The organism is Paenibacillus sp. FSL E2-0151 (genome assembly GCF_037993015.1).
Lineage (GTDB): Bacteria > Bacillota > Bacilli > Paenibacillales > Paenibacillaceae > Paenibacillus > Paenibacillus amylolyticus.
The window spans coordinates 4,810,266-4,826,748 of the sequence record NZ_CP150308.1; the positions used below are offsets into that span (position 1 = coordinate 4,810,266).

Consider the following 16,483-nt stretch of genomic DNA (forward strand, 5'->3'; position numbering starts at 1 on the left):
CCAAAGTGTGGGATGCCTCTTGCATATTCGATGGTTTTGCCGCTATGACGGCAATCATTACAATTTTGATACCGTTCAATCCTGAACATTTTTTCAAGGTATCAATGATATTATTTACCAAATGAAGAAGGATCTTCACGCCAGGATTTAAGCAACTCAAAGTCACTCTCCTGAATCGTTCCCTGAGCCAAAGCCACATCCATCAACGCCGTGTAATTAGACAACGTCTGAAGTGGAATTCCAGCATCTTCAAATGCTTTAACACCTTTATCCAGCTGGTAGCTGAAAATGGCAAGTACGGCGAGAGGTGTTGCGCCTGCTACACGTACGGCTTCGGCTGCTTTGATCGAGCTTCCACCTGTAGAGATCAGATCTTCGATGACAACCACTTTCTGTCCTTCGGTAATCAGACCTTCGATCAGGTTCTCCTTGCCGTGTCCTTTCGCTTTATCACGAATGTAGGCCATCGGCAGATCCAGCTTCTGAGCCACCCAGGCAGCATGCGGAATACCTGCGGTTGCTGTACCTGCGATGACTTCTGCATCCGGGTACTGGTTCCGAATGATTGTTGCAAATGCTTCAGCGATATCGTTGCGAATCTCCGGATAGGACATCGTTAAGCGGTTATCACAGTATATTGGTGATTTGATGCCGGATGTCCATGTAAATGGCTGCTGCGGACGTAACGCCACGGCTTTAATTTTCAAAAGTTGGGAAGCAATATGATTCGGAATCTCATTCAGTTCGATCATGCGTTCAACATCTCCTTCAAAATGGTTTCTACCGCTTCTCGCGGATTGGGAGCGCCTGTAATGGGTCTGCCTACAACAATGTAATGACTGCCTCTGGCGATGGCTTCACCTGGGGTCAAGACGCGTGTCTGATCTCCCAGACCACTACCCGCTGGACGAATTCCTGGAGTAACGGTGTGAAAAGCACTGCCACACGCTGCCCGAATTGCGGGCACTTCCAGTGGAGAAGCAACAACTCCATCCAGTCCGGCCTCTTGGGCTAGTCCTGCATAACGGACCACAGCAGCTTCCACACTTCCCGGGATGCCAATCTCGTTATTCATCGTTTCCAGACTTGTACTGGTGAGTTGGGTGACTGCAATGATCTCGGGCTTGCTAAGGGAAGGATCGGCAGCGATTGCTGCCTCAGCACCTTCACGTGCAGCACGCATCATAAGGGCTCCACCCGCTGCATGTACATTGAACATGTCTACGCCAAGACGTGTGATACTCTCAGCTCCGCCACGAACGGTGTTGGGAATGTCATGCATTTTCACATCCAGAAAAACGGAGTAACCTTTGGATTTCAGCTCCCGAATAAAGTCAGGTCCCGCTGCGTAGAACAGCTGCATACCCACCTTGAGATAACAGGGAATGCCCTCAAGAGCTTGTACCAATTCTTGAGCTTCTTCCGCTCCAGGATAATCCAGTGCCACCATCAGACGGCCAGCCATTTCATTGAAACTCGCTTGATTCATCACCAGCGCTCCCCTCCACTTGCTCATTTTTTCCGTTTTTGCCCGATATAAAGGACATCCCGCCAGCCCGCAGGCTGACTGATGTCCTTCATCAGAGAGTTATTTATTTTACAAAGACAGGCATTGCTTCCGAAGAGAAGTTGATCGTTTGCAGCATGATCAGCAGCGCACGAATCGTATCCAATGAAGTCATACATACAATGCCGTTTTCTACCGCTTCACGACGGATACGGAATCCATCACGCTGCGGTGTTTTGCCTTTGGTGAGTGTGTTGAAGACAAAGTTTGCTTCGCCGCTACGGATCATATCCAGAATGTTCGGCGAACCTTCACTTAATTTGTTCACAGTCGTTACCGGAATGTTCGCTGCTTCAAGCGCAGCTGCTGTTCCGCCGGTAGCCATGATTTTGTAACCCAGTCTGTAGAAACCTTCGAGCAAAGGAACCGCTTCGTCTTTGTCTTTGTCTGCTACAGTTACTACGATCGCTCCGGTTGCCGGAATTTTCATTCCTGCGCCGATGAGACCTTTGAACAACGCTTTAGCGTAATTCGGGTCACGACCCATAACCTCACCTGTAGACTTCATCTCAGGTCCGAGGGTTGGCTCTACACGACGCAGCTTCGCGAAGGAGAAGACCGGAACTTTAACAGATACATGATCCGATTCAGGCCACAGTCCATCGACATAACCAAGATCTTTCAGTTTCACACCCAGAATGGCTTGTGTTGCCAGGTTTGCCATCGGAATGTTGGTTACTTTACTCAGGAATGGTACGGTACGGGATGAACGTGGGTTCACCTCGATAATGTACACTTGGCCATCATGGATAACAAACTGGATGTTGACCAGACCAACCGTTTTCAGTTCTTTCGCAATTTTGATTGTAATCTCTACAATTTTCTCTTTCAAATCCTGGGACAGATGTTGAGGAGGATATACCGCGATGGAGTCACCAGAGTGAACCCCTGCACGTTCGATATGTTCCATGATTCCCGGAATCAATACCGTTTCACCATCACAGATGGCGTCAACCTCAACTTCTTTCCCCATCATGTAACGGTCGATCAGGACCGGATGCTCCGGATTGATTTTAACCGCCTGTTCCATGTATGTCAGCAATTCAGCATCGGAGTATACAATCTCCATCGCACGACCGCCGAGTACATAGGAAGGACGAACCAGTACCGGGTAGCCCAGACTTTGAGCTGTTTCTACCGCATCATCAACGGAAATGACTGTTTTACCTTTTGGCTGTGCAATCTCCAGACGGGAGAGCAGACGTTCGAACTTCTTACGGTCCTCCGCCTCATCGATGCTTTCCAGATCGGTTCCGAGAATCGTTACACCTGCATTACGCAATGGTGCTGCCAGGTTGATGGCTGTTTGACCACCGAACTGTACGATAACCCCTACTGGTTTCTCCTGTTCAATCACGTTCATGACATCTTCGAAGAAGAGCGGTTCAAAGTACAGGCGATCCGATGTATTAAAGTCCGTAGACACCGTCTCCGGGTTATTGTTGATAATGACTGCTTCATAGCCTGCTTTTTGCAATGCCCATACTGCGTGTACAGTTGAGTAGTCGAACTCGATCCCTTGACCGATCCGGATTGGTCCTGAACCCAGCACCACAACTTTTTTCTTGTCTGAAGGAATTACTTCATTTTCTGTCTCGTAAGTTGAGTAGTAATATGGCGTTGTTGCTTCGAACTCAGCTGCACATGTATCTACCATTTTGTACACTGGGCGCAGGTTCTCTGCTTCCCGACGAGTTCTAACTTCCGCTTCAGTTGTTAATGTGCCTCCTGGTTGACCTTGCGCACGCAGTTCAGCAATGGCACGGTCTGTGAATCCAAGGCGTTTCGCTTGATACAGAATGTCGGAAGACAATTCGGATTCTTCGCGAATGCGATCTTCAAATGCGATCAGACCTTCGATTTTGTCCAGGAACCACCAGTCAATCTTGGTCAGATCCTGTAGCTGTTGCAACGTATAACCTCTGCGGAATGCTTCGGCAATCAGGAAGATACGCTCATCATCTGCTTTAATCAGACGCTCGTTCAGGGTAGCTTCGTCCAGCGTTTCGGCATCCTTCAGGTAGAGGCGATGTACGCCAATTTCCAGGGAACGAACTGCTTTGTGAATCGACTCTTCGAATGTCCGGCCAATAGCCATTACTTCGCCTGTTGCTTTCATCTGAGTTCCCAGTTTACGGTTCGCCGAGATGAACTTGTCGAACGGCCAGCGTGGGATTTTGCTCACGATATAATCCAGTGTAGGCTCAAAGCAAGCATACGTTTGGCCTGTTACCGGGTTCACGATTTCATCCAACGTGTAACCCATCGCAATTTTGGCAGCCATTTTTGCAATCGGATAACCCGTTGCTTTGGAAGCCAGAGCTGATGAACGGCTTACCCGTGGGTTTACCTCGATAACATAGTATTGGAAGCTGTGTGGGTCCAGTGCAAACTGTACGTTACATCCACCTTCGATGTTCAGGGCACGGATGATTTTCAGGGAAGCTGAACGCAGCATTTGATATTCACGATCCGACAATGTTTGGCTTGGTGCTACAACGATACTGTCGCCTGTATGAACACCTACCGGGTCAAAGTTTTCCATGTTGCAGACAACGATACAGTTATCGTTTTTGTCTCGCATAACCTCATACTCGACTTCTTTCATGCCCGCAATGCTCTTCTCGACCAGACATTGCCCAATCGGGCTGTAACGAATTCCCGCTGCCACCGTCTCACGCAGCTCTTCTTCGTTCGCACAGATTCCGCCGCCTGTTCCGCCCAGTGTATAGGCTGGACGCACGATGATTGGATAACCAATCTCATTCGCAAATTCAAGTGATTCTTCAAGTGTCGTTACGATTACACTCTCTGGTACAGGTTGTTCCAATTCACGCATCAGGTCACGGAACAGATCGCGATCTTCCGCTTTTTCGATGGATGTCAGTTGCGTTCCGAGCAATTTCACATTTTCACGTTCCAGCACGCCTGCACGAGCCAGCTCTACCGCCATGTTCAGACCTGTCTGACCACCCAATGTTGGTAACAAGCCATCTGGACGCTCTTGACGAATGATTTGGGTCACAAAATCCAGTGTAATTGGCTCAATGTAGACTTTGTCAGCCATGTTTGTATCCGTCATAATGGTCGCCGGGTTGCTGTTGATAAGTACAACTTCCACGCCTTCTTCTTTCAGAGCCTGGCAAGCTTGTGTACCGGCATAGTCGAACTCAGCCGCTTGACCGATGACGATTGGACCGGAACCAATCACCAGGATTTTTTTGAGATCTTTGTTAATCGGCATGTTATTGTGCTCCTTTCACTGCGGCTGCCAATACGGCTTGACGCGGCTTTTGCGGGTTAGTGATCTTGTGCTCGCGAATCATCTCGATGAAGCGGTCGAACAGATAGCTGTTGTCGTACGGACCCGGGGCTGCTTCAGGGTGATATTGAACCGAGAATGCCGGGAATGATTTATGTTTCAGACCTTCAATGGTCTTATCGTTATTGTTGATATGTGTAACTTCCAGGTCTGTACTCTTCACAGACTCTTCGTTTACGGTAAATCCATGGTTCTGGGATGTGATGAAGCAACGTCCGCTCTCCAGTTCTTTCACCGGGTGGTTTCCTCCACGATGTCCGAACTTAAGTTTTTCGGTGTCTGCTCCTGCCGCAAGTGCGAACAACTGGTGACCCAGGCAGATACCGAAGATCGGGTATTCGCCAAGCAGTTCACTGATCATGTTAACTGCGTGAGGTACGTCTTTCGGGTCCCCAGGGCCGTTGGACAGTTGAATTCCGTCCGGGTTCAGGCGACGAATCTCGTCTGCTGTTACATCGTGTGGAACAACAACAACGTCACAGTTACGTTTGCTGAGTTCGCGCAAGATTCCTGTTTTAGCACCATAATCCACGAGCACAATACGCTCAGCCGTTCCCGGGCTGTTGTAGACATGCTCTGTAGAAGTCATTGGCACTTGGTTACGCAGCTCGGCAATGGTAGTGTCTCCCATCATTTCCAGCAGTTCTTCCACAGGCTTCGATCCTGTTGTGAGAATTCCCTTCATTGTGCCGTGGTGACGAATCCGGCGAGTCAACATGCGTGTATCAATTTCGCTGATTCCTACGATGCCGTATTCTTTGAGCAGATTGTCTACGCTGTATTCCGCACGCCAGTTGCTCGGCGTTGGCTCATGACGACGCACAACAAAACCGTGTACGTATGGACGAATCGACTCAAAGTCATCACGCGTAATGCCGTAGTTTCCGATCAGCGGATACGTCATGGTTACGATTTGACCGCAATAGGAAGGATCCGAAAGCACCTCTTGATAGCCTGTAATTCCCGTATTAAAAACGACCTCACCTGTAGTTTCACCTTCAGCACCAAATGCTTTCCCGGTGAACAGTGTGCCGTCTTCCAACAATAATCTTGCCTGTGCCTGCATCCCATTTCACTCCTCTGTGTTTATCAACGTTGAATGCATTGGGGTTGAACATGGGGGACGTTACGATTGTGCGGCTCCGCGTACAGAAAACCCTTTGATCGCTGTTATCACCGGATTACTTTTTATCATTTTTTAAATGATGTAATCCGGTGATAAAGGCGAACGCTTTGCTTCTTCGGGTCTTTTCTGTCCGCTCCGCAGTTACGTTGGTGTCCAAGTTCAAAATCATGACATTCAACTTTGCTTTGTTTCGTATGTTAGACTCTCGGCATGATTTGCCTCGAGTTAGTTGAAAAGATGTTACTGGTGTAAAAGTTGTAGATTAAGTTTTAGAGTTAAAAAGATTTGTTGTTTTAAAAAGTTAAGATTTACTGTTACTGATTTAAAGAGTTAAAGATATAGAGTTACTGATTTATTAATTTGCTAAGTTACCGTTTTACTGTTGTACCGTGTTATTCCACACGCTTTTGCCATCCACCCAAGTTTGTACGGCCCAGCCTTTCAGCTTCCAACCTGTGAATGGTGTGTTTCTTCCTTTGGTTGCAAACGTTGCAGGATCAACCGCTTTTTCCTCGTTCAGGTCAATCATCGTGATATCGGCTGGTGCTCCTTCTTCCAGTTTGCCTGTATCCAGTCGGAATACACGTGCCGGATCAGCTGTCATGCGTTTCACCAGGAATTCCAAGCTCCACAATCCTGTTTCCACAAACTTGGTGTACAGCAGCGGGAAGGCTGTTTCGAATCCTACGATTCCGAAAGGTGCCAGCTCCATGCCTTTGGCTTTCTCTTCTTCACTGTGTGGCGCGTGATCAGTTACGATCATATCCAGCGTGCCGTCTAGCAAACCTTCGATACAAGCCTGCACATCGCGTGGTGAGCGTAGCGGCGGGTTCATTTTCCAGTTGGCATCCATGCCTGGGATATCTTCATCCGACAACACCAGATGGTGCGGACATACCTCAGCAGTTACTTTAATGCCGATGGACTTCGCTAGACGAATCAAGCGTACCGATTGCTCTGTACTTACGTGACAGACATGGTAATGAACTCCCGTTGCTTCTGCCAGCAGGATATCACGTCCAACGTGGATGGCTTCGGATTCATTTGGAATCCCTTTGATGCCATGACGCTTCGAAAACTCACCTTCCGTCACATATCCACCAACAACCAGTGAGTCATCTTCACAGTGAGCGATCACTGGCATATCCATGCTTGCCGCGAGGCTCATGGCATCCTTCATCATTTGAGCGTTTTGTACGCCTACACCGTCATCTGTGAATCCAATAGCGCCTGCTTCTTTTAATGCGGCAAAATCGGTAAGTTCACGACCCAGTTCATTTTTTGTAATGGCTGCATAAGGCAACACTTTAACCAGATCAGCTTCTTTGGCTTTATCCAATACCAGCTTCACAACTTCCGCTGTATCTGTTACTGGTCTTGTGTTCGGCATGCAAGCGATTGTTGTAAAACCACCTTGTGCTGCTGAACGGGCACCTGTCTCGATCGTCTCTTTGTGTTCGAATCCAGGTTCACGCAGATGCACATGCATATCGATCAATCCCGGAATGACCAGTTTGCCTGATGCGTCTGTCACACTTTGCGCTGACTTTTCGGCATCCAGAACGGCTTGGTCTTCCAGACCAGCGATCTTTTTAATTTTACCTTCATCTATAATGATGGTTTTCCGTTCAAGTTCCCCTTGTTGGTTCAAGACGTTTGCGTTTTTTATAATCTGTAGCATAATTGCCCTCCGCTTCGGTTCTGTCCGGCTTACCAGGCAAGCCGGATGATTTTCTTTATCGTGTACTCTCTTATTGCTCTATAAGAACTACCGTACCGTCAGCCTATGACCCACAGCCAGACCCTGTTACAGTTTCATCGCACGTTCCATAACCGCCATGCGGATTGGAACGCCGTTTGCCATCTGCGGGAAGATCCGGGATGCTTCACTTTCCACAACCGCGTCATCTACCTCGACGTTGCGATTCACTGGAGCAGGGTGCATGATAATGGTGCTTGGTTTTAGGCGTGATGCCCGTTCTTCCGTCAATCCGTAGTGTTCGCGATAATCCTCAGCTGAAGTAATTAAGCCATGTTGATGACGTTCCAGTTGAACACGAAGCATCATGACTACATCTGCATCCAGCGCTTCTTCAAGACCGACATAAGGAGCATGCTCTGCGAGTTCCGGTGCCTGCATCGTTTGCGGAGCACAGAAGCGTACATCTGCACCAAACTTTTGCAGTGCCCACAGGTTCGAACGCGCTACACGGCTATGCAGGATGTCACCAATGATGGAGACACGCAAGCCCTTCAGTTCGCCAAATGCTTTCCTCATCGTGTAGAGATCCAGCAGTGCCTGTGTGGGATGCTCATTGTTGCCATCTCCGGCGTTCACGAGTGGTACATTCACTTTCTGAGCCAGTTGTTGCAGAACGCCTGCCGGTTTCAACCGGATCACGCCTGCATCAATGCCCATCGACTCAAGTGTTCGTACCGTATCGTAGATGGACTCTCCTTTTTCCACACTGGATGCGGCTGCCGTAAAGTTCAGTACTTGTGCGCCCAGGCGTTTCTCTGCCATTTCGAAGGAGAAGCGGGTACGTGTGCTGTTCTCGAAGAACATGTTCGCAACGAAGCGTGATTCCAGTACCGGAGCCAGTTTCTCTTTCTGCGCTTCCCAGTGAGCCGCTCGGTTAAGAATGGACTCGATTTCTCCTCGACTAAGTTCCTTCAGTCCAAGCAAGCTTCGGTCTCTCAATGCTGTCTGTGTAATCATTATGCTTGCTCCCCCCGGTTCTGAGTGATCTTGACTTCGTCCTGTCCGTCCGTTTCCATGAGTGCAACTTCGATCTCCTCTGATTTGGAAGTCGGCACATTCTTGCCGATAAAATCAGGTCGAATCGGAAGTTCCCGGTGTCCGCGGTCTGCGAGTACAGCCAGCTGAATGTTCTGCGGTCTTCCACAGTCCATCAGGGCATCCATCGCTGCGCGAATCGTCCGTCCGGTATAGAGCACATCATCGAACAAAATCACTTTTTTGTTATGGATCGAAAGTGATTCAGGTGTCATAATCAACATTTCCTTGCGATTCGCTTTATTTTCGTCCAAGCGGTCATCGCGGTAAGGAGTCACATCCAGCTCTCCCCAGGGGACTTTGGCGCCCTCGATTTCTTCAATCTTGGCGGCAATCCGTTCTGCAAGGTAAACCCCGCGTGTACGGATACCGACCAACACACAATCGTCGATTCCTTTGTTTTTCTCCAATATCTCATGGGCAATCCGTGTTAATGCGCGGCGGATCGCCGTCTCATCCATAATGACATGTGTCTCTGTGCTCATGCGTTCAGCCTCCTCAGGATTTCCCTTCAGCATCATGGCCCCGTGACGAGGAGAAAAAAAAAGACTCCTTGCCGTGTTTATTGGCAAGGAGTCTCCGAACTTCAGACCGCTCTGAAGAAAGTTTACTCTCGGGGATGCATCGCTTCATTTGCCGCAGCAAAAAAAACGATGTATCGTTCACGTTACCTTGCCAGTCTCACGGGACTGATTTAAAGGTGCTATTCATGTCGTTCATATTGCAGGACCTCACAGGGTTCTGTAATCAATATGTCCGTTTGTCTTCATGAATTATGACAGAAAGACAACCCCCTGTCAACACCTCACCATCGCAGGTGAAAACCCTCTGCTACGTTCTTCTTAGAATCAGCAGTTAGGCTGAAAAACATCCATGCACAATACATCTCATTGGTTATTCATAATTATACAACATTTCTGCATATTTATCCATAGGCAAATGAGAAATTTGATATAACCAAAATAAACCTCTTACTGTACTCAAAAGAGATAAAACACTTCTTTTTAGAACAGACAGTGAGTTTCATTTTACGCAATATATGAAGGCTCTGAATTAGTACCAAGTGAAATGGGTACAGTTTATAAACATGAACCCATTATTAGATACTGCAATAATCCGATATACATAAGATTCACAAATTTACGACATAGAAATAAGTTACGCCCTACATTTATGTACATTTAGGAGGAAGTCATGCGTCACATTTGGCACGTTTACAAAACAGACTGGTTGCATATTCTGAAGGTTCCCACAGGTATATTTCTAATTGTGGCTATTATTCTACTGCCCGGGGTGTATGACTGGGTCAACGTGAAGTCCGTCTGGGACCCATACAGTAATACCCAGGGGATCAAAATTGCGGTGACAACTGAGGACAAGGGTGCGACTGTTGAAGGAACCCATGTTAATATCGGAGATGAACTGGTATCCAGCCTCAAACACAACGAAAAGCTGGGCTGGACTTTTGTGGACCAGGCTGAGGCTAATCGGGGTGTGCAAACTGGAGAGTATTATGCAAGCCTGCTCATTCCGGGGGACTTTTCATCCAAAATTACAGGCATCGTTGATGGGAAGCTGGAGCGACCGGAAGTAATCTATACCGTCAATGAGAAGGTGAATGCCATTGCTCCTAAAATCACAGGCTCTGGTGTATCTGCCATAACAACGCAAATCAATGAAAATTTCACTGAAGCCGTCAGTGAGGCCGTTCTAACCAAGCTGAATGAAGCCGGGGTTGAGATTAATTCCCAGCTTCCAACATTACGCAAAATGGAGAAAGGCATTTTTACACTGGAGAAAAATCTTCCGGTTATTCAAGCCGCAGGTCAAAAGGTTCTGGAAGTAGAAAAAGCCATGCCCGAGATTGTAAAAGATGCTCAAAAGATCGTTGAAATCGAGAAAAAACTGCCTGAAATCAATGAAGCAGCACAGTATGTGCTCAAGGTGCAGGAGTATTGGCCACAAATTAATGAGGCGGCTTCCGAAGTGCTGGCTATTCAAGGGCGAATACCGGATATACAAAAAGCGGTAGATCGCATTCGAGAAGTGGATGAAAACTTTGGACAGGTATCAGATGTTATCCAAACGGCGCTGGATAAAACGAACAAAGCTCTGTCTATCGTAACGGCCGCAGAACAAGATTTGGACAAAGTATCACAAATCGCTGGCAACGGGATTGAGCTTGCAGAGGGATTAAATCAGTTCGTGGATTCCAGTGAAGAAGCGTTTCAGACAATTGGCCCGACGATCCGCCAAAATCTGCTGCTGGTGCAGCAGATTACTAACGCTGCAGGAGACGTATTTGCACAATTGCAAAATTCGGATCTTAATAACCTTCCTACAGTAGAAGATCTCGACCGGATTGCTTCACGTTTAGGGGTTGCGGTAAAACTCGTGGACAGTATGGCAGAACTACTGGGCAACATCAATAACTTGCTTCCAAGCCAACCACTTGCCGATAAAATCACACAACTGAACTCCATTTCAGATAAACTTCAGTTGCAGATCCGCTTGGCTGGCATCATCAGTGATGCCATGCGTCGTAATACAACTCCACCAACAGAGGTCATCGCTCAGTTAAATACTCTCTCGAAGGACATCAGCAGCGGGATAGGCAATATCTTAAACACCTATGAAAGTGAAATATCGCCTGCACTTGCAGCTGGTGCGGATAAGCTCAGGTCTACCCTCTCCACTTCAGCAGAAACTCTGCAAGGAGCAAAAGATCGTATTCCGGATATTGCGGACATTCTTGCATCAGCCAAAGAAGGAATTACGTTTGGGCAGGCCGAGTTGACAAAAATCCAGAGCGAACTGCCTCAAATACAATCTAAGATCCATGAGATATCAGAAACACTCGCGAACAAAAGTGAAGGTTTTATCCAAGCTCTGAACACAGTGTCTTCATTAATTCGAAACGATCTGCCCAAGCTGGGAAACAAACTGAACGAAGCAGCTGATTTTGTTCGTAATGATCTGCCTACTGCCGAGAAACAGATAGGCAAGGCATCCGATTTTGTACAGAATCAGCTGCCGGAGGTCGAAAAAGGAGTTCACCGTGTTGCCGCGCTTGTACGTGATGATCTGCCAGCATTGGAAAGTGCCATCAGCAAGGCTGCTGACAAACTTCGGGAAGTTGAAGGTAATAACCAGTTTGCCGAACTTGCCAAGCTTCTGCGCGGCGACATTGAGGAAGAGAGTGCTTTCCTTTCGAGTCCCGTGCAAATCAAAGAACAACAGCTTTATCCGATTCCGAATTATGGATCGGCCATGTCACCATTTTATGGCGTGTTGTCCTTGTGGGTTGGCTCAACACTGCTGATTTCTCTGCTTCGTGCCGAAGCTGAGAATCCAGGGGGAAAGTTCCGGGGATATGAATTGTATCTTGGACGTCTCGCTACTTTTCTGACCATTGGGTTACTTCAGGCGATATGTGTCACCCTGGGAGATATTTTAATCCTGGGTACCTATGTCGCAGATAAACTGTGGTTTGTCCTGTTTGCCATGCTGGTGAGTACCGTATTTGTCACCATAACGTACACCCTGCTATCTGTATTTGGGAATATCGGAAAAGGGATCGCCATTATCTTCATGGTGTTCCAGTTCTCCAGCTCCGGCGGTACGTTCCCAATCAGTATGACATCACCCTTTTTCCAAGCATTGAATCCGTTCATGCCCTTCACGTATGCGATCAGTCTGCTGCGTGAGTCGGTCGGCGGCATATTGTGGTCTATTGCCATCAAGGATATTCTGTGGTTATGTATGTTCATCGCGCTGAGTCTCATTGTTGCTCTCGCTTTGAAACGTCCACTCAGCAGTCTCACCAAACGTTCAGCCGAGAATGCCAAGAAGACCAAAATTATTGCTTAACTCATTTGCTCAACACTAAATAAGAAAAGGCCATTGGACTTTCCATCCAATGGCCTTTTCTCGTTTCATTATATGAATCGATACATTTAACTATTTGACTATTTCACTGAGCGTTCCTGTTCCAACTGATTATAGGATTGTTTGATTGTTGTTAATGTTTCTACATGGCGATAGATGTTGTTACTTGCCGTAACGATAACACATAACATGATCAAGCCTATAACCACTTTTTTCCCCAATCCCGGACGAAGGCTGATGCCGAAACCTCCACCCAACAGGAAAAACGCAAATAGATAATGCCCCGCATACAGGTACATATCATATTGAAATACAGCCAGGCCAAAGCCCACGACGACATGAAGCAAAAAGGCAAACAGAATATATGGCACAAGGGTCCACACTTCACGTTCACGAATGCCCTTAATGAAGCCCATAAATGCCAGTAGTAAAATAAAGATACCTGTCATCTGCACATAGATTGGATTGGAACGAGATAGATCCGTAACAAAGGCTGCCATGCCCGGGTCCAGTAAATGCATCTTCGGTGTCAGCATCGGATTTATCGTTAGCATGTTCAATGCTTTCCAATGAACAGCGAACTGGAATGGCGTTGCATAGCTGGTTCCACCATTTTGAATGCCCAACAGCCAGTTACTAACCCAGCTGCGACCTCCAAAAGCAACATACTGAATGCCAGTTAATACGACGATGATCAGAACCGCCAATGCCATGATACCGATGTATTTTTTCAAATTCGCCTTATTGCGCCATGCATGCATATTGAAGAATGTGGCAGCAGCAAATGGTACGATATTGGTCGAGGTTAGTCCAAAGTTAATCGATGCAAGCAATGCATTGGGTACATAACGTACGTCCTGACGCTCACGAGTATACTGCATGTAAATTACCGACAACAGAATAACAAACTGTACATAAGGATACGAATCCGGAATCAACGCGGTATACATCAGGTAGGAACTGAAACCAAACAGTAAAGCAAACAACAGCGGTACGATGGTCGGTTTATCTTCTTTTTGACTCAGGAACAGATAGGCCATCACCACTGAACCCGCATTTATCATCGATTGCAGGATTAGAAAGAACCAATTGCCTCCCAGAAGTTTCGCTACAGCCGCAAGGGTGACTGCGAGAAAGGAAATCAGCGGATGGATCACGGAAGAACTGTTGTCCCCATAATACATTGAAGGATCAAAGTTGAATAAATTGATTGGAAACAGCGTTGTATTAAATGGGGTATATGCCCCAAGCATCTCTGCATTATTTTCAATGTACAGAACATACGAGCCGTTCATTAAACCATAGAACAAAGCAAATCCCGCAAACAGGTAAAAGGCTGTCCAGTTGGCTCTGCGATTATAAAATAAGTAATCTAAAAAGTTCATGCTTTCATTTCACATCCTGATTAATTAAGTTCTAAAATACCAATAAACATAGGCCACCCATAATACATGCCACACCTATCCAGCGTAAAGGGCCCACTGTCTCTTTAAATACCAGTCGCGCTATGATGAGAGTCCACACATATGTTAATGCGTTCGCAGGCAACACTACAGTTAATGGAAGAAACTTCAGCAATACAATATTCAGCAACGCACCCGTTCCGTAGAATCCAAGTCCCATGAATACATGCAGACGATTGCGACTGGAAGCATAAGCTTTCAGTCCGGCCCCGCCCAGTGCACCACACAACGTCATGACAATTAATACGGCAACCATCCAGCTATCGATCAACACTGGTTAATGTCACCCCGATTCCAAGCAACACAACTGCTGCCAGCTTTTGCACCGTAATTTCTTCCCCAAGCAAAAAATACCCATAGATTAAGGCAAATACGTAGCTGGCACACATCAGAGGATAAGCAACTGAGAGTTTTTCCAGAGCAAAAGCTTTAATCATCAAAATCGCTCCAAGTCCATAACACAGAAAACCTACACCCAGGTAAATCCACTCGGTTAGTCCCCATTTCCAAAACAATTGACCCGTTGCTGTCAGAAAAGCGGAAACGAGCATCAACCATTTACCAGTATGACGCGATTTTATTTCCCCCACGTTAATGCCTCCATGTCCGGAACACGCTTGTTAATAAAGTATCGTTGACTTACAAGTTTCATGACTGGAAGGTCGGATAAGGAGTCCGAGTAGGAACATGACTGGTCATAATCAATGACCATATTCTTCTCACTCAGATAAGCCTGAATTCGGCGTACCTTCTCTTCCCCTTTGCAATTGCTGCCATCAACTCTGCATGTGTAACCATTCTCATGACGGACAAGTTCAGTTCCAATTACATGATCCACCCAGGGAAAATTATTAAAGTATTTCATATAGGCATGCGGAGATGCAGTTACTAGCAAGACATGATACCCTGCTTCTTTACGATGTTGCATCTCTACACTGGCCTCGGCAAAAATGGACGTACGCAAGCGAGTATCAAAGAAATGTTCGAGATCTTTTTCAGACATACGCTCAATTTCTTGAAAGTAGGATCGTTTGACTTGTTCAACCGTCATGAAACCTGCCTTGAATAACACGGTATGTAATGCAATGACAGGTAATCTCCATACCTGCCACGGGTAACGGCGAACACCGTAATGCACAAATTGAAACATGGAATCACTGCGTATGATCGTTTTATCAATATCAAAAATGGCGACTTTCGTGCTTTTCACCCTGATCCCCCTCAGCCTTTATTCAAAGATTGCAAAGATTGTAATAACACTTATCACATACAACATAACCGTAATTAATATGGGCTTGTCCTCAAACAGCACACGATCGGGCGAACCTCCCTGGTTCTTCATGTGGATCAGATACAGGTAACGGAACATGCCGTAAATGACCAATGGAATCGTCCACATGAGATGAATGGTTCGATCTGAAGTGAATGTGAACAGGGAATAACTGATAATCGTAGCTGTCGTCACAATTGTATTGAATTGATCCAATAATGTAATGGAGTAGTTATCCAAAACCTTACGATGTGATCCCGTATTTCCCTCAAGCAACGTGAGTTCATTTCTGCGTTTTCCAATGGCCAAAAACAACGACAACAGCATGGTACAGATCAAAAACCACGGCGTGAATGGCACATGGATCAGCACACCACCTGCAATGGCACGAAGTACAAAGCCGGCTGCAATGGTCATCATATCCAGGATAACGAGATGTTTCAGCACAAATGAATACGATACATTCAACAGGAAATAGACGATACATAACACCCCGAATAGAGGGTTCATCATGAAGGCCGTTCCTACGGAAAGGATTAATAGAATAATGCCAAACAACAAAGCATGACTCGGATTCACCTGCCCAGAAGCCATAGGACGATACCTTTTCACCGGATGCTGTCGATCCCTGTCTCGGTCTACAAAGTCATTTAAAATATACACACAGCCTGCAACGAGGCTAAATAGAATAAAACCAAGCAACGTCGCAAGAATGGTTTCAGTCCGAATCTCCTCAAAAGAAAATAGTAACGCAGCAAATAACAGCAGATTTTTAGTCCACTGTTTGGGTCTTAACAATCTGAATAATCCTGACACTGTACTGCCTGTTCCTGTAGCCGGTGAGGACACCGTACTTGTTCGTGATGATAACAATTGTAATAACTCCCTTCAACAACAACTTCTGTATATAACAAATAACGTAAAGATCTAATCATATGTTGCTTGTATAATTTTGTAAAGGGAGTAAATGAAAAAATTCTAATATGGGCATAAAAAAAGAGACCGTTTCCGGTCTCTTCGTTAGTACATGATTTAACTATTGGGTGATGC

13 protein-coding genes are annotated in these 16,483 nt (G+C 46.5%); 1 reads left to right on the forward strand and 12 read right to left on the reverse strand.

Annotation, left to right across the window (positions count from 1 at the left end):
- Positions 1-110 precede the first annotated feature (110 nt).
- The 7 genes from pyrE to pyrR all read right to left on the reverse strand — a co-directional run bounded on the left by pyrE (position 111) and on the right by pyrR (position 9,297).
- Complete coding sequence (gene pyrE / locus MHI55_RS21670) at positions 111-752, reverse strand: orotate phosphoribosyltransferase (protein ID WP_036614805.1); 642 nt, start codon at positions 750-752, stop codon at positions 111-113.
- The gene (gene pyrF, locus MHI55_RS21675) at positions 749-1,489 is read right to left on the reverse strand and encodes an orotidine-5'-phosphate decarboxylase (RefSeq protein ID WP_036614806.1); all 741 of its coding nucleotides are present in this window, start codon (positions 1,487-1,489) and stop codon (positions 749-751) included. Before pyrF ends, pyrE begins: the two co-directional genes overlap by 4 nt.
- Before the next feature lie 103 nt (positions 1,490-1,592).
- Positions 1,593-4,811, reverse strand: a complete 3,219-nt coding sequence (gene carB, locus MHI55_RS21680; RefSeq protein WP_047843734.1) for a carbamoyl-phosphate synthase large subunit — start codon at positions 4,809-4,811, stop codon at positions 1,593-1,595.
- A 1-nt stretch (position 4,812) separates the two neighbouring features.
- A complete protein-coding gene (carA, locus tag MHI55_RS21685; RefSeq protein ID WP_047843735.1) occupies positions 4,813-5,955 on the reverse strand; it encodes a glutamine-hydrolyzing carbamoyl-phosphate synthase small subunit in 1,143 nt (380 codons plus the stop codon).
- A 436-nt stretch (positions 5,956-6,391) separates the two neighbouring features.
- Positions 6,392-7,696, reverse strand: coding sequence for a dihydroorotase (locus MHI55_RS21690; protein ID WP_036674849.1), 1,305 nt, complete (start codon positions 7,694-7,696; stop codon positions 6,392-6,394).
- A 126-nt stretch (positions 7,697-7,822) separates the two neighbouring features.
- Positions 7,823-8,737: an aspartate carbamoyltransferase catalytic subunit gene (locus MHI55_RS21695; RefSeq protein WP_276314456.1), complete on the reverse strand. Its 915-nt coding sequence runs from the start codon at positions 8,735-8,737 to the stop codon at positions 7,823-7,825.
- Positions 8,734-9,297, reverse strand: a complete 564-nt coding sequence (gene pyrR / locus MHI55_RS21700; RefSeq protein ID WP_017687330.1) for a bifunctional pyr operon transcriptional regulator/uracil phosphoribosyltransferase PyrR — start codon at positions 9,295-9,297, stop codon at positions 8,734-8,736. Before pyrR ends, MHI55_RS21695 begins: the two co-directional genes overlap by 4 nt.
- Positions 9,298-10,006: 709 nt before the next feature.
- On the opposite strand from pyrR, the gene MHI55_RS21705 reads away from it, so the two are divergent.
- Positions 10,007-12,682 carry a YhgE/Pip domain-containing protein gene (locus tag MHI55_RS21705; RefSeq protein ID WP_340386868.1) on the forward strand — a complete coding sequence of 892 codons (2,676 nt, stop codon included), beginning with the start codon at positions 10,007-10,009 and terminating at the stop codon, positions 12,680-12,682.
- Between the two features lie 98 nt (positions 12,683-12,780).
- Here the strand turns inward: MHI55_RS21705 and MHI55_RS21710 are convergent, their stop codons facing one another.
- Genes MHI55_RS21710 through MHI55_RS21730 form a run of 5 tightly spaced genes read right to left on the reverse strand, consistent with a single transcriptional unit; the run spans position 12,781 to position 16,282 of the window.
- The gene (locus tag MHI55_RS21710; protein ID WP_340386870.1) at positions 12,781-14,085 is read right to left on the reverse strand and encodes a DUF6080 domain-containing protein; all 1,305 of its coding nucleotides are present in this window, start codon (positions 14,083-14,085) and stop codon (positions 12,781-12,783) included.
- A 31-nt stretch (positions 14,086-14,116) separates the two neighbouring features.
- Complete coding sequence (locus MHI55_RS21715; RefSeq protein WP_340386872.1) at positions 14,117-14,437, reverse strand: EamA family transporter; 321 nt, start codon at positions 14,435-14,437, stop codon at positions 14,117-14,119.
- Positions 14,424-14,753, reverse strand: coding sequence for an EamA family transporter (locus MHI55_RS21720; protein WP_017687326.1), 330 nt, complete (start codon positions 14,751-14,753; stop codon positions 14,424-14,426). The genes MHI55_RS21715 and MHI55_RS21720 overlap by 14 nt, the downstream gene beginning before the upstream one ends.
- Complete coding sequence (locus tag MHI55_RS21725) at positions 14,741-15,373, reverse strand: HAD-IB family hydrolase (RefSeq protein ID WP_340386874.1); 633 nt, start codon at positions 15,371-15,373, stop codon at positions 14,741-14,743. The genes MHI55_RS21720 and MHI55_RS21725 overlap by 13 nt, the downstream gene beginning before the upstream one ends.
- 18 nt (positions 15,374-15,391) lie before the next feature.
- On the reverse strand, positions 15,392-16,282 hold the full coding sequence (locus MHI55_RS21730) for a decaprenyl-phosphate phosphoribosyltransferase (RefSeq protein ID WP_340390625.1): 891 nt from the start codon (positions 16,280-16,282) through the stop codon (positions 15,392-15,394).
- Positions 16,283-16,483 lie beyond the last annotated feature (201 nt).